20 protein-coding genes are annotated in these 19,331 nt (G+C 28.6%); 6 read left to right on the top strand and 14 right to left on the bottom strand.

Annotated features, from left to right (window positions below; translation table 11 throughout):
- Nucleotides 1–453: 453 nt before the first annotated feature.
- From KGF39_RS08790 to KGF39_RS08740, 11 genes are all read right to left on the bottom strand, one after another.
- A complete protein-coding gene (locus KGF39_RS08790; RefSeq protein ID WP_227822004.1) occupies nt 454–2,349 on the bottom strand; it encodes a cell wall-binding protein Cwp8 in 1,896 nt (631 codons plus the stop codon).
- A gap of 299 nt (nt 2,350–2,648) precedes the next feature.
- Nucleotides 2,649–2,792 carry a six-cysteine ranthipeptide SCIFF gene (gene scfA, locus KGF39_RS08785; protein ID WP_009891067.1) on the bottom strand — a complete coding sequence of 48 codons (144 nt, stop codon included), beginning with the start codon at nt 2,790–2,792 and terminating at the stop codon, nt 2,649–2,651.
- A gap of 65 nt (nt 2,793–2,857) precedes the next feature.
- Nucleotides 2,858–3,220, bottom strand: a complete 363-nt coding sequence (locus KGF39_RS08780; RefSeq protein ID WP_227822003.1) for a TIGR04086 family membrane protein — start codon at nt 3,218–3,220, stop codon at nt 2,858–2,860.
- A gap of 57 nt (nt 3,221–3,277) precedes the next feature.
- Nucleotides 3,278–3,571: a preprotein translocase subunit YajC gene (gene yajC, locus KGF39_RS08775; protein ID WP_054274774.1), complete on the bottom strand. Its 294-nt coding sequence runs from the start codon at nt 3,569–3,571 to the stop codon at nt 3,278–3,280.
- A 134-nt stretch (nt 3,572–3,705) separates the two neighbouring features.
- Entirely contained in the window at nt 3,706–4,827 is a 1,122-nt protein-coding gene (gene tgt / locus KGF39_RS08770) for a tRNA guanosine(34) transglycosylase Tgt (protein ID WP_054274775.1), read from the bottom strand.
- A 74-nt stretch (nt 4,828–4,901) separates the two neighbouring features.
- Nucleotides 4,902–5,387, bottom strand: coding sequence for a phosphate-starvation-inducible PsiE family protein (locus KGF39_RS08765; RefSeq protein WP_054274776.1), 486 nt, complete (start codon nt 5,385–5,387; stop codon nt 4,902–4,904).
- 11 nt (nt 5,388–5,398) lie between these two features.
- Nucleotides 5,399–6,424, bottom strand: coding sequence for a tRNA preQ1(34) S-adenosylmethionine ribosyltransferase-isomerase QueA (queA, locus tag KGF39_RS08760; protein WP_054274777.1), 1,026 nt, complete (start codon nt 6,422–6,424; stop codon nt 5,399–5,401).
- A gap of 308 nt (nt 6,425–6,732) precedes the next feature.
- A complete protein-coding gene (ruvB, locus tag KGF39_RS08755) occupies nt 6,733–7,752 on the bottom strand; it encodes a Holliday junction branch migration DNA helicase RuvB (protein ID WP_227822002.1) in 1,020 nt (339 codons plus the stop codon).
- A gap of 91 nt (nt 7,753–7,843) precedes the next feature.
- Nucleotides 7,844–8,446, bottom strand: coding sequence for a Holliday junction branch migration protein RuvA (gene ruvA / locus KGF39_RS08750; protein WP_227822001.1), 603 nt, complete (start codon nt 8,444–8,446; stop codon nt 7,844–7,846).
- On the bottom strand, nt 8,439–8,948 hold the full coding sequence (ruvC, locus tag KGF39_RS08745; RefSeq protein ID WP_107594742.1) for a crossover junction endodeoxyribonuclease RuvC: 510 nt from the start codon (nt 8,946–8,948) through the stop codon (nt 8,439–8,441). Before ruvC ends, ruvA begins: the two co-directional genes overlap by 8 nt.
- Before the next feature lie 315 nt (nt 8,949–9,263).
- Nucleotides 9,264–9,893, bottom strand: coding sequence for a hypothetical protein (locus tag KGF39_RS08740; RefSeq protein ID WP_227822000.1), 630 nt, complete (start codon nt 9,891–9,893; stop codon nt 9,264–9,266).
- Nucleotides 9,894–10,095: 202 nt separating this feature from the next.
- Here KGF39_RS08740 and KGF39_RS08735 point away from each other — a divergent pair, with 202 nt between their 5' ends.
- The 5 genes from KGF39_RS08735 to KGF39_RS08715 all read left to right on the top strand — a co-directional run bounded on the left by KGF39_RS08735 (nt 10,096) and on the right by KGF39_RS08715 (nt 13,269).
- Complete coding sequence (locus KGF39_RS08735) at nt 10,096–10,419, top strand: DUF1540 domain-containing protein (protein ID WP_054274781.1); 324 nt, start codon at nt 10,096–10,098, stop codon at nt 10,417–10,419.
- 267 nt (nt 10,420–10,686) lie between these two features.
- Nucleotides 10,687–11,541: a putative ABC transporter permease gene (locus tag KGF39_RS08730; RefSeq protein ID WP_227821999.1), complete on the top strand. Its 855-nt coding sequence runs from the start codon at nt 10,687–10,689 to the stop codon at nt 11,539–11,541.
- Nucleotides 11,542–11,613: 72 nt separating this feature from the next.
- Nucleotides 11,614–11,895: an FCD domain-containing protein gene (locus KGF39_RS08725; RefSeq protein ID WP_227822023.1), complete on the top strand. Its 282-nt coding sequence runs from the start codon at nt 11,614–11,616 to the stop codon at nt 11,893–11,895.
- Between the two features lie 255 nt (nt 11,896–12,150).
- Nucleotides 12,151–12,699, top strand: coding sequence for a hypothetical protein (locus KGF39_RS08720; RefSeq protein ID WP_227821998.1), 549 nt, complete (start codon nt 12,151–12,153; stop codon nt 12,697–12,699).
- Between the two features lie 261 nt (nt 12,700–12,960).
- Complete coding sequence (locus tag KGF39_RS08715) at nt 12,961–13,269, top strand: hypothetical protein (protein ID WP_054274787.1); 309 nt, start codon at nt 12,961–12,963, stop codon at nt 13,267–13,269.
- Nucleotides 13,270–13,434: 165 nt separating this feature from the next.
- Here KGF39_RS08715 and KGF39_RS08710 read toward each other — a convergent pair whose 3' ends face one another.
- The 3 genes from KGF39_RS08710 to KGF39_RS08700 form a co-directional block, all read right to left on the bottom strand.
- Entirely contained in the window at nt 13,435–15,225 is a 1,791-nt protein-coding gene (locus tag KGF39_RS08710) for an ABC transporter ATP-binding protein (RefSeq protein ID WP_227821997.1), read from the bottom strand.
- Nucleotides 15,225–16,952, bottom strand: a complete 1,728-nt coding sequence (locus KGF39_RS08705) for an ABC transporter ATP-binding protein (RefSeq protein WP_227821996.1) — start codon at nt 16,950–16,952, stop codon at nt 15,225–15,227. Before KGF39_RS08705 ends, KGF39_RS08710 begins: the two co-directional genes overlap by 1 nt.
- Before the next feature lie 250 nt (nt 16,953–17,202).
- Complete coding sequence (locus tag KGF39_RS08700; protein WP_227821995.1) at nt 17,203–17,742, bottom strand: dihydrofolate reductase family protein; 540 nt, start codon at nt 17,740–17,742, stop codon at nt 17,203–17,205.
- A 316-nt stretch (nt 17,743–18,058) separates the two neighbouring features.
- Here KGF39_RS08700 and KGF39_RS08695 point away from each other — a divergent pair, with 316 nt between their 5' ends.
- Nucleotides 18,059–19,171, top strand: coding sequence for an alanine racemase (locus KGF39_RS08695; protein WP_227821994.1), 1,113 nt, complete (start codon nt 18,059–18,061; stop codon nt 19,169–19,171).
- Nucleotides 19,172–19,331 lie beyond the last annotated feature (160 nt).

Here is a 19,331-nt window from a genome sequence, read left to right as displayed (position 1 = left end):
CCCCCAATATACTTTTCACATTTTTTATTAGTATTTTTGTTCGTTTTGAATCAAAAGTTACAGTTTTGTTACCATATTTTATATATGATACCATAGTTATCCATACAACTCAAACAATATACTTAAAGTTTTTATTCTTCATAAATTCAAAACATTATAACTTATTTATTTAATTAAGTAATAAATTCAAAATAATATATGTTAATAAGGTATTTAATCATTATAAGCAGTATTATTTATAATAATTTTTTTATAATATGAATTCCATAATATTATAATCAAAAAATAAAATAAGGTATCTCAATCTAATTCTAAATGAGATACCTTATCCTTATTATTTTTATTTCATTATTTGTATATATTTTCTAATATATACACTATGTCTTACATATTGACATATTGTATAACCATATATTACTTAAATAAACTTTTAATATTAATTCCTATATCTTATTAGTTCTTAGTAAATAAGTTTATTTTTTCTGCTATTTTTTCAATAGCATTTTTAGCTATTCCTTCACCTATTTGTACTAACTTAGTAACATTCTTAAGTCTTAACTCAACTACTTCTTCTTGTGATTTAGAAAGTTCTTCTGTAGTTAACACTATTGGAGCTTTTGAACTAGCTGCAAGTGGTGCTGCTGTAAGTGCATCAACTAATTGTCCATTTCCACCTACATAACCATCTTTTGCAACATATGCTTTAGTTGCACCTGCGTAGTACTTATTGATTACTTTAGCATTAGTATCTTTTCTATTTTCTCCAGCCAATCTTTCAACTTTATTATTTAAATCTATATCAACTAATTTGTCTTCAACTTCTTTTGATACAGAATTTTCTCCACCTACTATTTCTAATTCTTTTCCTTTTAATAGTTTTTCAGCATTTGCATCTAATTCGTTACCTGTAATTATTATTGGAGCACCAAATTGAGCAGCTCTAGCTGATATACTCATAGCATCTGCTTCTCCATTTCCACCTACTACAAAAGCAGTCTTAAATGTATCTTTTAATTGTTTTGCTATTTCTAAAGAAGTTTCAAATCTATCTTCTCCAGAAACTCTCTCAACTTTGCTTACACCTAATTTAGAAAGTTTTTCTTCAGTTTCTTTTGATATTTTAGATTCTCCACCTACTATATATATTTTCTTAGAAGATAGATTACTTCCAAGTACTCTTAATATTTCAGCTTCTATTTCTGATGGTAATGAATCTTTTTTAGATAATAATATTGGTGCATTTTTTTGAGATGCAAGCGGTGCTGATGCTAATCCATCAACTATAGCATCTTCTCCAACTAAAATTATAGCTTCTGCTTCTCCATCTTTGAATCTCTCTTTACTAACTTCTACTGCTGTCGTAAATCTTGAATCACCAGATAAAACTTCTACTTTTAATTCTTTTCCGTCTTTTACATCAGTTAATACTTTATGTAAATCTCTAGCTAACTTATGGTTTTTACTTGAAACGCTTATTGTTTCTGGCTTTTCATTTGCCTTACTTAAAACTATATCAAAGCTTGATTTTTCTGGCTTATCTTTATCATCACTATCTTCTTGTTCTTGAGTAAGGATTGCTTCATTTTCAAATGTTAAAGCATATCCATTTTCAACTTTATTAACTAGTTCCCTTCCTAATGTAGTTAATCTAATTCCGTCAAATAATTCTTCTGCTGTTATGTCTTGTAAATCTGCATTTTTAACTGTTATTGTATGTAATTCTTTTGACTCTATGTCACTATAACTCTTTTCATAACCTTCAAAAGTACCATCTTCTGATGTTATTACTTTTGAGAAATCTAAATGTTGGTCTCCTACATTTAATGTAATAACATTTGTTGAGTCTTTTGCTCTTTTTACTTCAACTGTACTTGTAGATTTTATAGTTGCTGTCAACTTGCTATCAGAATCTTGTGCTAAAGTTGCATTGTAAGCATTAACTCCATCTACTATTTCTTGAGCTGTTTTGTAGTTTTCAACTTTATAGTCAACTACTTTTCCACCTAAAACTTGATGCCCTTTATCTTGAATAGTAACTTTTAAACTTTGTCCTTCTGTTAATGAGTTTATTTTATTTTGTAATTGAGTTGCATTAGTTAAGTTTACATTGTCTACTTTTATATCATAAACTCTATCATTTACATTTGCTCCTGCTTTTGTATCTTCAAACTTAACTTCTAATGCTTTTCTAACCTCTTCGATTAATTTAGTGGAATCTTTCGCACTTACTGTGTAATTTTTATCAACATTTTCTGATACAGTATTATCTGCGAATATTGGTGCTGCTGCACTCATAACTGTAGCTCCTGCCATTACTATTGCTATACTTCTCTTTTTGTTGCTCAACATATTTATGTCCTCCGAATATTGTTTTTGATTTTTTATATTCGTATTTCCCACATATAAATAATATTATATATAATATTATTTTTCAATATATTTTATGTGTTTACATAATTTGCTAACACAAACACTACTAATATCTTCCTGAACCACTTATCTATCTATGATTATGTTCAAAGATAGAAATCCCTATTTTATAGTAATTTTCTACTAGACAATCATACAAAAAATAAAAGAGGATACCTCATAATGATAAAAGAATCACTTTGAGATACCCTCTTACAAACAACTAAATCAATAATTTTCTATCTTTCACACTCTTGATTTGCAACTGTACAAGAAGTTTTACAAGCTGATTGACAAGAAGTTTGACACTCTCCACATCCACCTTTTGCAGCACTTTGCTTTAAAGTAGCTTGAGATAAAGTTTTTACATGTTTATTTTCCATTTTCAACGCCTCCATTTCTAATTGTTTCCTATTGATTATATCATAAAACTACCCTAATATAAACTCTATTTAAAGTTGACACCCAATACGCCTCCAATACCTCCTGCTGCTGATATTAGCAATAACTTATAAATCATTCCTACTTCAAATACAAACTTTTCTTGTGCTAAAAACACAGTCAAAAAAATGCATACTATGTACAAAAGTCCTACTAAAAGCCCATACATAAGTCCTTTTTCTTTCATGTGTTTTGAAGTATAAAAACCTCCTATAGCTGCAGAAATAGTAGTTATAAATGATGAAACCATAGTTATATTATCCCCACCAATATCTGTAAATGTCAAAAATAAGTTATACACTAATAAAACAGCCAAAGTTATTATATATGCATATCCAAAACCTTTAAAAATATAATTAGATTTTCCCATAAAAAAACCTCCTCTCAAATTAATATATATTCGAGAAAAGGCTTTTAAATTACTAATTTACTCTACTTCTATTTCTTCTTTTTTAGATTTAACTGTTCCTATAGCCCATTTTTCAAATGGAACTTTAGTTCTATTTGGTCCTAATTCTAATATTACAACATCATCTTCAACTTTAGCTACATTAGCTACTATTCCACCTATTGTAATGACCTTGTCTCCTACACCTAGGCTACTTCTCATTTCTTTTAATTGTTTGTCTTTTTTCTTTTGAGGTCTAATCATTAGGAAATAAAAGATTGCTATTACTACTATCCATAGACCTACACTCATCATTATTTGTTGCTGTGGCATTAAATTTTCACTCCTTTGTAAATTATACTCTTTTGTAAATCATAATAAACATTTGTATAAATAATTTACTTTCTCTATCTTTGAGTACTATTGAATATTATATATTAAAATGATTATAATTAATAGTGCAAAACCTATATTTCATATCCATATTTTGCAAAAAATTCATTTCTAAAATCAAGTAATCTATCTTCCATTATCGCTTGTCTTATTTGCTTCATTAAATTTAATAAAAAGTGAAGATTGTGAGTAGTTATCAATCTTGCACCCAATATTTCATTTGCTTTTATAAGATGTCTTATATAAGCTCTTGAATAGTTTTTACAAGCATAACAATCACACTCAGGGTCAAGTGGAGTAAAGTCTTCAGCGTAAGTTGCATTTCTAACTACTACTTTACCTTGACTAGTCATTGCAGTCCCATTTCTAGCTATACGAGTAGGTAAGACACAATCAAACATATCTACTCCTCTTATAACACCTTCCACTAAATCATCTGGGCTACCAACTCCCATTAGGTATCTCGGTTTATCTTTTGGCATAAGTGGAGTTGTATGTTCTAGCACGTCATACATAAGTGGTTTTGGTTCTCCAACACTAAGCCCACCAATAGCATATCCTGGTAAATCAATACTTGTTATTTCTTTTGCTGATTGCTCTCTTAAGTCTTTATACATCCCACCTTGTATTATACCAAATAAAGCTTGCTTGTCTGTATTATTATGGGCATCTTTACATCTTTTTAACCATCTTGTTGTTCTTTCTAAAGAATTCTTTACATATTCTCTATCTGCTGGATATGGTGCACACTCATCAAATGCCATCATTATGTCTGAACCCAACGCATTTTGTATTTCCATAGCTTTTTCTGGAGTTAGAAAATGTTTTGAACCATCTAAGTGTGACCTAAATTCTACACCTTCTTCTTTTATCTTTCTTAAAGGTCCTAAGCTAAATACTTGGAATCCTCCACTATCTGTAAGTATTGGTTTATCCCAATTCATAAACTTATGAAGACCACCAGCTCTTTTTATAAGTTCATGACCTGGTCTCATATATAAATGGTATGTGTTACTAAGTATTATTTGTGAACCAATCTCTTTTAATTCTTCTGGTGTCATAGATTTTACAGTTGCTTGAGTTCCAACTGGCATAAATATTGGTGTTTCAATAATTCCATGTGGAGTGTGTAATCTTCCTAACCTTGCACCACTCTGCTTGCAAGTTTTTATCAATTCGTATCTTACTGCGTACATAAAGTTCTCCTTAATAATATTTATTTCTCATTATTTTTTAAGATATATTTGTAATGGTATATCCAATATATTGTTTAAACAGATTTATCTTCATCTTCTTTATTCTGCTGTTCTTTAATTGCATCTTCATCATGAATACTCGTTATATTAAGAGCACTCTTGTCTTTTGTTACCAAAAACTTTTTTATAGCAAACAGTCCTGCAATAGCTATAACTCCTATTAAAACATCTATCATACCTTCATTTTTAGGAAGCAACAACATTTTTCTAGCTATAGCATAAAGTAATGCCTCAATAAATGCTCCTGGTATATGAAGTGATAGCATTACTACAAGTTCAACACCTATAACTAAAAGTAATATTTGTGCTAAAAAATCATTAAGCTGACTGTACTGTACAGGATTTTGAAAATCAACAATATATGCTCCCCACATAAGTCTTAACACATCTATAGTTCCTAGAAATACAGCTATTAGAACTACTACTGCTAAAACACGTTCAAATATAAAAGCAATCTTTAATATAGGGTTATTCTTTTTTTGTTTTTGTAAACTATGCATCGATTACCTCCCTACTTTATAATCATAGCATCTCCAAAACTGAAGAATCTATATCTCTCTTTTACTGCCTCATTATATGCATTTAAAACATTATCCTTTCCACAAATAGCACTTACTAGCATTATTAGTGTAGATTCTGGTAAATGAAAATTAGTAATAAGCTTATCTAAAACTTTAAATTTATAACCTGGATATATAAATATCTCCGTCCATCCACTAGTTTCTTTCATCTTTCCATCTTCATTACAGGCTGATTCTATAGTTCTACAACTAGTAGTTCCAACACATATTACATTATTTCCATTCTCTTTTGCTCTATTTATTTTGTCAGCTGCTTCTTGGCTTACCATATAATATTCTGAATGCATCTTATGATTTAAAACATCATCTACTTTTACTGGTCTAAAAGTTCCTAAACCAACATGTAAAGTTATAAAGGCTATATCTACACCTTTTTCCTTTATTTTACTTAACAGCTCTTCTGTAAAATGTAACCCTGCTGTAGGTGCTGCTGCTGAACCGTTATGCTTTGAGTAAACAGTCTGGTATCTTTCTTTTTCATCTAATCTAGCAGTGATATATGGAGGTAGTGGCATATTCCCAAGTTCATCCAAGATTTCTTCAAAAATTCCATCATAATGGAATTTTATAATTCTTGAACCTTCATCTGATAAAGCTACAACTTCTCCAATCAGCTTTCCATTTCCAAAAGAAAATTTAGTACCTACTTTTGCTCTTTTTCCCGGTTTTACTAGAGCTTGCCAAGTATCTTCCTCTGTTCTTTTTAATAATAAAAATTCAATTTTACCTCCAGTTTCAAGCTTTTCTCCTATTAGTCTAGCTGGTATAACTCTAGTATTATTTAAGACTAAACAATCCCCTGGATTTAAATATTCTATTATATCTCTAAATACTTTATGCTCAATCTCTCCTGTTTCTTTATCTAATACCATCAGTCTTGAGCTAGCTCTATCTTCTATAGGAACTTGAGCTATAAGTTCCTGTGGTAAATCAAATTTAAAATCACTTGTTTTCAATGTTAAACTTCCTCTCTTAAAATTTCTCCAGCTACAATAATATCAAAAAAACAACTTATTTTCCACAATATTACCATAATCTATCAAGAAATCGCTATTTTTAACATACACAATATATAGATATTTTTCCACGATATACACGTCTTATCCACAATATATAGATGCAGTACACACAATTTTAAGTGTATTTATCCACAGTATCTACAGATATAATTACCATTTTGTGGATATATTTGAATTTTTAGCCATTTCAGAAATATTTTAATTTAATGACTATTTTATTTTATAAATACTTATATAATCTATTTTTATTTTTCATTAGTATATGGAATTTTTAAGTGTTCATATGCTAATGGCATGGCTACTCTTCCTCTAGGTCCTCTATTTATAAATCCTAATTGAAGCAGATATGGCTCATATACATCTTCTATTGTATTTCTATCTTCTCCAATAGAAGCTGCTAATGTATCTAGACCCACTGGTCCTCCTCTAAATTTTTCTATTATAGTCATGAGAAGCTTCTCATCTACAAAATCTAGCCCCAAACTATCAACTCCTAAGAGTTCTAGAGCATCTTTTGCTACCTCATCAGTTATTTTTCCATCAGCTCTTACTTGTGCAAAATCTCTAACTCTTTTTAGTAATCTATTTGCTATCCTTGGAGTTCCCCTTGAACGTTTTGCAAGTTCTAATGCACCACTAGACTGTATTTCTGCATCTAAAATATTTGATGACCTAAGTACTATTTTTGAAAGCTCATCAACTGTATAATAATCCAATTTACAAATAACACCAAATCTATCTCTAAGTGGATTTGTAAGCATACCAGCTCTTGTAGTAGCTCCTATAAGTGTAAATTTAGGAAGGTCAAGTCTTATGCTTCTTGCAGATGGTCCTTTTCCTATTATTATATCTAGACAAAAATCTTCCATTGCTGGATACAAAACTTCTTCAACACTCCTGTTAATTCTGTGTATCTCGTCTATAAATAAAACATCATTTTCACTTAAATTCGTAAGTATGGCTGCCAAATCTCCAGCTCTTTCTATTGCAGGGCCTGATGTAATTCTTAAATTTACACCCATCTCATTGGCTATTATACTGGCTAATGTAGTTTTTCCAAGACCTGGTGGTCCATATAAAAGCACATGGTCTAACTGCTCATTTCTCGATTTAGCTGCCTCTATAAATACACTAAGTTGCTCTTTGGATTTTTCTTGACCTAAATAATCTTCTAAAGTTTTTGGTCTTAGACTGTTTTCTATATCTATATCTTCCACTTTCATTGTAGAAGTTATTATCCTATTTTCATCTTCAAAACCTTGCATTTATACCCCTCCTCTCGTACTTTTGAAAATCTACTTTATATATTTTCAAATTTACATAAAATCCTTAAAATATTGTTTTAAAATCCAGATATTATTTCAAGGATTTACTCATTATATATGTAAGTGCTTTCTTTATAATAGCTTCTGTATTCATACCATCTTTTTTACATTTTTGAACTGCCTCTTTTGATTCTGCTAAAGTATAGCCTAAAGCTACAAGTGCATCTACAGACTCATCTTGAGATATCAAGGTAGGTTTTTGTGACAATAATGTTGGTTCAAACTCTATGTTATTTTTGTCTACCTTATCCTTAAGTTCTAAGACAATTCTTTCTGCTGTCTTTTTACCAACACCAGGAGCTTTGGATAATTTTCCAATGTCTTCACTTAAAATATATGCCCCTAACTGTGCTGGTGATGCAAATGATAGTATTGAAAGCGCCACCTTAGGTCCTATTTTAGATACGGATGTTAGTAGTTCAAACATCTTAAGTTCTTCTCTACTTACAAAACCACAAAGACTCATATCATCTTCTCTTACAATTAATTTAGTATATATTTTTGTGGCTTCTCCCACTTGTAAATTCATTATTGTATTGGATGATACATTTATTTTATATCCTACCCCATTATTTTCTACAACTATACTGTCTATATAAATCTCTTCTACTGTACCTTTTATATAACTATACATACTTACCACCTATATTCTTTAGAGTTTTTTCAAGTTTGTTTGAATGAGCATGGCAAATAGCCACAGCTAGAGCATCTGCAACATCATCTGGCTTTGGAACTTTTTTTAAACTTAAAAATGAAGTTACCATCTGCTGAACTTGTGCCTTATCTGCTCTTCCATATCCAACTACACCTTGTTTTACTTGAAGTGGAGTGTATTCATATACAGGCTTACCATTATGGGCACACGCAAGCATAGTAACACCTCTAGCTTGTGCTACTGTTATAGCTGTTTTTACATTCTTATTAAAGAATAATTCTTCCATTCCAACTTCATCTATATTGTAGTTCTTTACTATTGTATCAATTCCTTTATATACAAGTTCTAATCTCTTGGATATATTCATATGTGCAGGTGTTGTCACTGCTCCATAATCTATTGCTTTAAATTTACTATTTTTATATTCAATTATACCATATCCAACTATAGCTATACCTGGGTCAATCCCCAATATTATCATTTTTTAAAATTCCCCCTAAAAATAAAAGAAATACCAAAATGTATTTCTCATAAAAACTTATGTTCTAAATTATTATATCATAAATAATATTAACAAATCATAAAATGGTGTATGTAAAATATAAAATCAAATAAAAAAGTTATATTAAAGCAAGCTTTTTACTTCAATATAACTTTTATATTTCTTACAAATAAATTATTGTATTTTTATAGGAATTAAATGTGACTACAATCTTGATACTAATTTATTAATATTAAATTATTTAACATTAACTTACTTAGTATTTAACTTGAACTAGTATTAATTTACTTAATATTAACTTGCAAAATCTTCTAATCTTGAATATGCTTCTTCTTCAGTATCCATAACTACACCTTTTTTGATTTCATCTTGAACTGTTTTAGGAAGTGAATCTACTCTTATTTTTGTTTTTTCTACTAGTGTTTTACTTCCACTATTATCATATTTATATAATGCTATGTTTCCATTATCATTTTCAATAGTATACTTACCTTTTATAGTAGCATTCATTGCCTGTACATCTTTATTATCATTATATTTAGATTCTACAAGTATGATTTCATTTTTATCCATGATTTTTATTTCTTTAGTTGGATACTCTTTTTTAAAATATGATACTATTTCTGATTTTGTCTTATCTAATAATGACTCTGGAACTATCCCAGCCATTGTAAGTGTTCTCTTATAGTTAGTTTCATTTTCGCCTTCACTTTGAAGCCAAACTTCACAATTTTTATTTAATCCAAAAGCTTCTTTTGATTTTTCATTCATATTCGCACTAGTGCTTACAACTTCACCAGTTTGAACTCCATTGTTTTTTAATCTTGTCCCTATATAAGCTCCACTACTTAATACAAATACTCCAACTAGTATTAAGGCAGATATTTTCCAAGGAAATAATTCTTTTTTCTTCTTTTCAAACATTGATTACGCCTCCTTTTTCTATTATTTTCTCCAAGCTGTAAGTTTTTATACAATTTAGGTAAATTTTAGAAGAAAATATATTTATATTTCAAATTGCTCTAAGAATAGATATTTTCTAAAAGGTAGTTTTCTCTTAAAAGTTATATTCTTGTAACTATATGGACATAATTTATAATAAATAATCGTTTAGGAGGTAATAACTTTGGAAAGAATAAACTGTAATGTAATTAACTGTTCACATAACAACAGCCATATATGTTATGCAGATAAAATTTTTATAAATGGTGAAAAAGCTCATAATGACAGACATACTTGTTGTAGTTCATTTTTAGATGAATCTATTTATAGCAATCTATCTAGCAATGTTAATCATAGAAATTGTGAAGAATTAGTTTGTACTGTAAAAAATTGTAAATACAACAAAGATGGTAGCTTATGTACACTTGATAATATATTGGTTGCTCCTGAAACTGATAGAGTAAATCTTTACATTGAAACATGTTGTTCTAGCTTCGAATGTAAATAGTCATAACGTAAATATAAGGGTGTCAAATGTAATTAAACTAACATAGTGTAGAGTATCTACAACTATTAGTTTGATTATACTTGGCACCCTTATTTATTTTAAATAAAACTTCATTATTGTAATTATATATAATATTATAACTGTAATTGAATTTGATAAATTTCTATAAATTGGTATAATCAATATGTAAATTGAATTTTAAGTAAATTAATCATAAAAATAAAATATCGAGTATATAGTATTATATTAACTAGAAATGAGGTGCTTATGAGTACATTTTATATTCAATTTCTTTATTTTGTAATTTATAGTTTTATAGGATGGTGTTGTGAAACTACATATTGTTCAGTTTTACAAAAACAATTTGTAAATAGAGGTTTTTTAAATGGTCCATTTTGTCCTATATATGGATTTGGAGCATTAGCAATAGTTGCTACCTTGACTCCTTTTGTACACAATATTCCATTACTATTTTTGTTTAGTATAATTATAACTAGTATAATGGAGTATTTTACGAGCTTTATTTTAGAAAAAATATTTAATATGACTTGGTGGGATTATTCTAAGCATAGATTTAATATTCATGGAAGAGTTTGTCTAGAAAACTCACTTATGTTTGGTGTATTATCATTAATTGTAATGCTTATAGTACATCCTATTGTAGTTGATTTTATAAACTCTATACCTAAAAATGTACTATTTATACTTGCTATATCTATAGAAGTTTATTTTGTTTTAGATTTAGTGGTTACAGTACATACAATTTTACAATTGAATGGTAAGTTAAAACAAATCAATCTTATAATTAAGGAATTAAAAGATAAGAAAGAGTACTACAAGCTTATTACACAAGAAACTATCGAAAACAAAATTGAATCTTTAGTTGAAAATAGACTTGAGAATTTAGAAGATAGGTTTGAAATACTTAAGGAAAAAGAAAACTATCGCTATGCTAAAAATCGTATTGACGAGCTTAAAAATAAACTTAATACTTTATTGTCTAATCACAAATTACTTCATAGACGTATAATCAAAGCATTCCCCAATATAAGCTCTAATAAGCATACAGATATTTTAAATAAAATCAAAGAAAATATTAAATCAATAAAAAAAGATAAATAGCCCAATAATCACATAAATTCAATAATAAAAACACTAATATATAAGATTAAGGTTTAGAATATTTTTTAAAAGATATTCCAAATACGCGCCGCAATAGAAGAGTTTTGCACTTTTTTAATTACAAGTCAATACAAAGAAACTAGAGCAGTTGAAACTATAAGTAAACTAAAATATCTTTTAGATAAACAAAAATACATTTTACTAGGTGACAAAAATTTAAACTCATTTGCAGAATACGATACATTATTTCACACAACAATAGTTTCATATGCTCAAAATACTGAATTTGACAAGATGTTTAACAATTATATGTACAGAATAAAAAAAATTAGCTCTCGATTCCTTGTCACATGAGGGAAGGCTTGAAATAACATTAAAAGGACATACAGATATTTTTAATAACATTGCAAATGGGTGTGTTGAAGACATTTGCAGAACTACTCTAATTCATATGGAAACTCCTAAATACATTAATTTAGAAGATTTTTGTAACAATAAAATATTTTAGTATTATACTTTCATTTATTAAAAATATATCTATCTCAAATTAATTTCCTAATTTATAAAAAATATTCTATAATTATATTGTAACTAATACTATTCTAAGGAGTGATTTTTTTGAACAAAGATGTTGTAACTAATGAAACTGTCGACAAAGATTATGCTATTGAAGAAGTTCGTATGGCATGCAAGCATTTTGGTGACTTATATTTTTATTTTTCTAAAGTGTTATTTGAGGAGTTTGGTGAAGATAAAACTATCGAAATATTAAAGAAAGTTTTATTTGAAAGGTCTGAAGAAAAAGCTATTGCTATGAGAGAAAGGGCTCATGAAAATGGAGATGAATTAATTGCAGACAATATTATTAGCACAACTGATGTCCCATTCTTAGGCTGGGTTCCTGAATTTGAAGAGTTACATTGTCCTTATGGAGCTTCTTGGCTTTTAAGATTTGAGGAAAATCCTTGGTTTAAAAAATTAGCTTCTCTTTATTGTGATGTTACAGATACTACTGTGGCTGAAGTATTTACAGGAGACACATCTCATAAAATAACAAAAAACATTCTATGGGGAGATAAAAGCTGTGAAAGAATATACTTTCATGATGACAAGGTATCTGAAGGTAAATACACTTATGGAAATAAAAACTGTAAATAAATAATTTAAATTTTCTATATTCTTATACTATATTTTGTACTTTTTCATATAAATATTATAACTAGTCTTTTATTTTACTTTTGTTTAACCTAAAGATAATTTACTTTTAATCTATATGAATTGTTATGTAAGTAATCAGAAGGTTATCTTTATGAATTATAGTTTTAGATTTATAATTTATAAAATATTTATGTTCTTTGTAAAATTTTTTAGAAGCTTCTAATGTTATGCTATAAAACTATCTTGAGAAGGGCTGATTGAATGTTTAATAAAATATATGAAAAGAAAGAATTTATAGTTTTTCAAGTTAAAAAAGGTTATGTAGTTTATAATACTAGAAAGAGTTTTGAAGAAGGTCATACACATTTAAAGCATTTTGAAGCAGCAAAGACAGCTATTGATTTAGCAATAAATAAAAAAATTCCTAGAAGCAAAGATGGATATTATCTGACTAGTTTAATTCGCATAAGCGATGATTGTTATTACATTGATAAGTTAAGCGAATTGTTATATGTTAGAGAACAAAAAGGTAAAAAAGAAAAGTACTGTAATTCTGGTTATCAGATATAGTAAGACTAGTTGCGAATTATAAGTACCAATTATAAATAAGTACCTTTGGTCTTAAAATCAGAGAGTATCAGTAAATATATAAAAAAACAACTTACTGATACTCTTTTTAATTATATGATTAATATTTGAATTTGCTACAAAATTTTATACAAAAGTTTATGTTATCTATTCAGATTCGGTATCTGCAAATTGACTGTTATAAAGCTTCTCATAAAATCCACCTTTTTCCATCAGTTCATCATGATTTCCTTGCTCTATAATACTTCCATTATTCATAACTAAAATTAAGTCAGCATTACGAATTGTAGAAAGTCTATGTGCTATAACAAAGCTAGTTCTACCATTCATAAGATTTCTCATTGCTTTTTGAAGCATAAGCTCTAGTCTAGTATCAACAGAACTAGTAGCTTCATCAAGTATCAATATTGAAGGGTCTGATATAAAAGCTCTAGCTATAGTTAAAAGCTGTTTTTCCCCTAAAGATATATTAGATGCTTCTTCATTTAAGAACATATTGTATCCATCAGGAAGAGTAGTTATAAAGTGATGAACATTTGCTACTTTCGCTGCTTGTACAATTTCTTCCTTAGTAGCTCCAAATCTGCCATATTCTATATTATCAAAAATAGTACCATTAAATAGCCATGTATCTTGAAGTACCATACCAAACATTGAACGCAAATCCTTACGTTTCATATCCCTTATGTCTACTCCATCAATTTTAATAGCACCTTTCTTTACATCATAAAACCTCATCAATAAATTTATTAAAGTTGTTTTACCTGCTCCAGTAGGTCCAACAATAGCTACCATCTGACCACTTTTTATTTCTGCATTTAAATCTTCTATTAAAGTTGAATTTTCTCCATATCCAAAATTAACATGCTCAAATGTAACATTACCTTTTACATTTTCTATCTTAACTGGATTTTCAACATCAGGTATTTCCTCTTCTTCATCTAAAATTTCAAATACACGTTCTATTGCTGCAAAAGAAGATTGTATTACAGTAGATAACTGAGTCATTTGTGAAAGAGGCTGATTTATTTGCCATATGTAACGTACAAAGGCTTGTAAATTTCCAACTGTTATCCCTCCACTTACTGCATATATAGAACCGACAACTGCTACTGCTGCAATTCCAAAATAAGTTACTAATGAAACCATAGGATTCATCATACTTGATATAAATTGTGCTTTAAATCCATTTTCACAAAGTTCTTGATTTACCTTTTTAAACTCTTTTATAGAATCTTCTTCTTTTCCATATAATTTTATCTCATTAAATCCAGTATACATCTCTTGTACTTTTCCATTCAGTTTTCCAAGAGCATTTTGTTGTAATGAAAATCTGTTTTGAGATTTTTTAACTATAAACTTAGATACAAAATAACTAATCGGAATTATAAAAAGAGCTATAATAGCCATATATGTGTTAATCGTAAACATCATTGAAAGTGCCAAAATTATGACTAAAATTGAATTTACAATTTGCATAAAACTCTGTTGCATAGCATTTGATATTGTATCTACATCATTTGATATACGACTTAATACATCTCCAAAACTATTGCTATCAAAATAACTAATTGGCAGTTTTCTTATTTTATTTTCTACTTCATTTCTCAAATCTCTCATTGTATTTTGTATAGCATTTGTAAGTAGAAAACTTGAAGTATACGTAAAAATTGCATTGGCAACATATATCCCTGCTAAAATCATCAATATTTTTATTACATAATTAAAATTTACAGATGCTCCTGGTACTCCTTTTGCTATACGAATTACGTCTTTAGTCAACTGTGTTATTATTAATCCCTCTGTCTTAGGAGCAATTGCATTCATAGTAGCTGCTGAAATTATACATATAATAGCTATAATAAAGGAAAATTTATATTTCTTTACAAATGGAAGAAGTCTACCAATTGTTCTCTTAAAACCTTTAGACTTTTTCATTATTCCAACTCCTCCTTTTTCAACTGAGATGTTGCAATTTCATAGTATATTTCACAATTTTTCAATAATTCTTTATGAGTTCCCATCCCAACAACTTGTCCTTCATTGAGTACTATAATCTTATCAGCATCAATAATTGAACTTATTCTCTGTGCAACAATCAATACAATTGCATCTTTTGTTTCTTTTTTCAATTTAGCACGAAGTATTGCATCAGTTTTAAAGTCAAGTGCAGAAAAACTATCATCAAAAATATATATTTCAGGTCTTCTTATAATAGCCCTTGCAATAGAAAGTCTTTGTTTTTGACCTCCGGACACATTTGCTCCACCTTCACTAATTAGCTCATCAAACTTTCTAGGTTTTTTTGATATAAACTCATATGCTTGTGCAACTTTTGCGGAATATTCTAATTCTGATTCTCCTGCCTTATGTTTACCAAATCTAATATTATTTGCTATGCTACCAGTAAAAAGCAGTGATTTTTGAGGTATGAATCCTATCTTTTTTCTTAAAGATTTCAAATCATAGTCTCTTATATCTACTCCATTTATCCTAATACTACCTTCTGTTACATCATAAAATCTAGGTATTAAGTTAATCAGAGTACTTTTTCCACTACCAGTACTTCCTATAAAGGCAACTGTTTCACCTGTCTTTGCAGTAAATGAAATATCCTTAAGTACAGAAGCTTCTCCATCTGGATAAGTAAAAGTTACATCATCAAATTCTATGATACCCTTATTTTCAGTCTCTTTAATTCCATTTTCAGGATTTTTTATCAATGGTTCTTCATTTAAAAGCTCCTTTATTCTATTTGCAGATACCTCTGCTCTAGGATACATAATAAACACCATTGAAAAAAGCATAATCGAAAACATAGCATGGAAAAGATATTCCAAAAATGCAACCAACTGTCCAACTTGAAGTTCTCCAATATTTATCTTCTCACTTGAAATCCAAAATACAGCCAAAACAGCTATATTCAATAGTAAAAAGAACGCTGGTTGAGTAATTGACATAAGCTTAAATAATTTCTTAGAAACATTAGCATAATATATATTTGTTTTTTCAAATCTTTCAGTTTCATAATCATCATTTCCAAAAGCTCTAATTACTCTTATTCCAGTTAAATTTTCTCTTGATATAAGGTTTAATTTATCTAGTCCTTTTTGTTGTTTTGAAGATATTGCCTGAGAAACTTTCGCTATTATTGCTACTCCAACAATTATAAAAGGTACTGATATAGCCAATACTACAGAAAGTTCCACACTTGTTCTAATTGTCATTATTATACTTACGATAAACATAACTGGAGTTAATAAAGCAGTCCTTAGTAGTATATTCACGAATTGCTGAATTTGAAATGCATCATTTGTCGTTCTTGTAATCATTGAAGAAATTCCAAACTTATTATATTCAGTATGTGAAAATTCTTGAGATTTTTCAAATATATCATTTCTTATATCCCTAGTTACACTTGTTGACACCTTTGCAGAGCAATAACCCAACAATATACTACCTACAACCCCTATAATAGAAATAATAACAATCACTATTCCCATTTGTTTTATGTAAGCTATATTTTGATTTGCAATACCATTATCAATTATTTTAGCTATTATGGTTGGAATACCCAACTCAACTAATGCAAAACTAAATATAGCCAGTATATTTAATACTATTAATAACTTGTAATTCTTTAAATAACTTAAAATTAATTTCATATTTTTCTCCTTTCTTAATTTTTTAGATAGTGTAATTATATAATAATACCAAATTTATAAATACTTGATTTTATAAAAAAAGGAGAAAAGAGTTAACGCACTCTCTTCTCCAGCATATTCTTTTTAATACACCCTCCGATAAGTCGTTTATATGTTAACATATTTGACAAGTAATGTCAATTCATATATCCAAAAGCCTTTTAAATGATTTATTTCATAACGTTGCAACAAATTGTCATATACTCTCTCTTTATTTTTTACTGTATTCCAATTTTACAAGTTCTCCAATATTACTAGTTTTCTTAAAATTCAAATTAGTCTTGTCTATACTAGACTTAAATAGTGGAATTCCTCTCCCCAATATTATTGGCAATATATATATATAATAATCATCAATTAGGTTCTCTTTCATAAATAATTTTACTATATCACCTCCCCCAACTATCCAAATATCTTTTTTATCCTTCTCTTTTCCAATTTGTTCAATTAATTTTTTAGGTTCTAAATTCGTATACTTTACATTTTCAGTTATCCCGCTAACTGTATTTGAGTATACATAACACTCCTTACCTTTGTAGTACCATTCATTTGGGCTTAATTCATTTACAACCTGTGTATATGTAGAGTTTCCCATAATAATAGTATCAACTGTATCATAAAAAGTATTATAATCTTCTTCCTGTTCATTTTTAAAATCTGAAGATATTTCATCTAAAAAACTTACACTACCATTTTCCTCGGCTATATAACCATCTAAACTCATTGAAATGTAAAGTACTACTTTTCTCATGTTTACTACCTCCAATATTTATAGTCTGATTATTCTATTTAAACATCACTTTTTTACTCATTCAATGATACCCTATTAATACATCCTTAAACTAATTAAAATAAAATTCGTATGAAATTAAAAATATATTGTAGAAATAATTTAAAATCACAGTAATTTATTGAAAATTCTAATTAATCTAAATAAACATTGCTCTCAATCCACACTGGTTTTATAATATAATTATAAGCTATTAATATTATAGAGTTGATATTATTAATATAATAACTTTAATACTTATAACTAATTTTACTTTTGTTGAAAGGTGGTAAATGACATGAAAATTTCAGAAATTGCTACTCCAAGTTTTTTGTTAGATTTAGACCAGTTAGAAAAGAATATCGATACAGTTCAACAAATTTGTACAAAGAATAATAAACAACTTTGGCCTATGCTCAAGACACATAAGAGTACATATATCGCAAGACTTCAAAAAAATGCAGGTGCTGACGGATTTCTAGTTGGAACACTTGATGAAGCTGAATCTTTGATAAAAGCAGGCTTTGAAGATATTATGTTGGCTTATCCTTACATGGGAGAGGTAAACATAAATAGAATTGTGGTTATGGCATCAAAAATAAATTTAATCTGTGCTACAGACAATATAGAATGTGCAAAAGCTTACAGTGAAGCTTTTGCTAAAGCTAAAATTGAATGTAAATTGCTTATTATTGTTGATTGTGGCTTACATCGTTTTGGAGTTGAGCCAGAAAAAGTAGTTGAACTTGCTACTGAAATTTCAAAACTGGAAAATATCAAAATTGTTGGTATAAGTTCACATCCAGGTCAAGTGTATGGTTGTAGTTCCCATGAAGGAGTTCCAGATGTTTGTATTCAAGAAGATTCTTCTATGGAAAAAGCATACAAAGTTCTAACTGATAATGGATTCAATATAGAAATAGTAGCTTCTGGTAGTACTCCAACAGTTGAGGCTGAAGCTGCTTCTAAAACAATAACTGCTGTAAGACCTGGAAACTATGTATACTATGATGCTATACAGATAGGTCTAGGTTGTGCTACTGAAGATATGTGTGCTCTTACAGTTGTGTGCACTGTAATCTCAAAAAATAGCAGTGGATACTATTTAATTGATTGTGGAAGTAAATGCCTTGGACTTGATAAAGGTGCACATGGAAATAGTAGTATTATTGGCTATGGTAGAGTTTGTGGACATCCAGAACTTACTATTGATTCACTTTCAGAAGAAGTTGGAAAAATTAAAGTAAATGATGAAACTGATATAAAAATTGGTGATAGAATAAGAATTATACCTAATCATTCTTGTTCCACTGCAAACTTGACGAGTAATTTATTAGGTTTTAGAGGCGATACAATAGAAAAAGTCATAGAAGTAGATATACGTGAAAATTCAAAACAAATCGTGCTTTAAAAACACATTTATTTTGATGTTGGCAGAAAGTATATTTTTCCCAAAATTAATGTTAATGTTGTATAAATAAAAAACATAAATTCTAGAAATATAAATTTAACAGAAGGGGCTGTCTCAAAATAGATAATGTACTGCACCCCAATTGTTGGACCAAAAATCT

The organism is Clostridioides sp. ZZV14-6345 (genome assembly GCF_020657775.1).
GTDB classification, from domain to species: Bacteria; Bacillota; Clostridia; order Peptostreptococcales; family Peptostreptococcaceae; genus Clostridioides; species Clostridioides difficile_D.
The sequence above is the reverse complement of the archived record's forward strand: the minus strand, read 5'-3'. Positions and strand labels throughout refer to the sequence as shown.

What these genes read in the sequence shown, in the direction of transcription:
- KGF39_RS08790 (WP_227822004.1), bottom strand. Translation starts at nt 2,349, where the DNA reads ATGTTGAGCAACAAAAAGAGAAGTATAGCAATAGTAATGGCAGGAGCT.
- scfA (WP_009891067.1), bottom strand. Translation starts at nt 2,792, where the DNA reads ATGGAAAATAAACATGTAAAAACTTTATCTCAAGCTACTTTAAAGCAA.
- KGF39_RS08780 (WP_227822003.1), bottom strand. Translation starts at nt 3,220, where the DNA reads ATGGGAAAATCTAATTATATTTTTAAAGGTTTTGGATATGCATATATA.
- yajC (WP_054274774.1), bottom strand. Translation starts at nt 3,571, where the DNA reads ATGCCACAGCAACAAATAATGATGAGTGTAGGTCTATGGATAGTAGTA.
- tgt (WP_054274775.1), bottom strand. Translation starts at nt 4,827, where the DNA reads ATGTACGCAGTAAGATACGAATTGATAAAAACTTGCAAGCAGAGTGGT.
- KGF39_RS08765 (WP_054274776.1), bottom strand. Translation starts at nt 5,387, where the DNA reads ATGCATAGTTTACAAAAACAAAAAAAGAATAACCCTATATTAAAGATT.
- ruvB (WP_227822002.1), bottom strand. Translation starts at nt 7,752, where the DNA reads ATGCAAGGTTTTGAAGATGAAAATAGGATAATAACTTCTACAATGAAA.
- ruvA (WP_227822001.1), bottom strand. Translation starts at nt 8,446, where the DNA reads ATGTATAGTTATATAAAAGGTACAGTAGAAGAGATTTATATAGACAGT.
- ruvC (WP_107594742.1), bottom strand. Translation starts at nt 8,948, where the DNA reads ATGATAATATTGGGGATTGACCCAGGTATAGCTATAGTTGGATATGGT.
- KGF39_RS08740 (WP_227822000.1), bottom strand. Translation starts at nt 9,893, where the DNA reads ATGTTTGAAAAGAAGAAAAAAGAATTATTTCCTTGGAAAATATCTGCC.
- KGF39_RS08730 (WP_227821999.1), top strand. Translation starts at nt 10,687, where the DNA reads ATGAGTACATTTTATATTCAATTTCTTTATTTTGTAATTTATAGTTTT.
- KGF39_RS08715 (WP_054274787.1), top strand. Translation starts at nt 12,961, where the DNA reads ATGTTTAATAAAATATATGAAAAGAAAGAATTTATAGTTTTTCAAGTT.
- KGF39_RS08710 (WP_227821997.1), bottom strand. Translation starts at nt 15,225, where the DNA reads ATGAAAAAGTCTAAAGGTTTTAAGAGAACAATTGGTAGACTTCTTCCA.
- KGF39_RS08705 (WP_227821996.1), bottom strand. Translation starts at nt 16,952, where the DNA reads ATGAAATTAATTTTAAGTTATTTAAAGAATTACAAGTTATTAATAGTA.
- KGF39_RS08700 (WP_227821995.1), bottom strand. Translation starts at nt 17,742, where the DNA reads ATGAGAAAAGTAGTACTTTACATTTCAATGAGTTTAGATGGTTATATA.
- KGF39_RS08695 (WP_227821994.1), top strand. Translation starts at nt 18,059, where the DNA reads ATGAAAATTTCAGAAATTGCTACTCCAAGTTTTTTGTTAGATTTAGAC.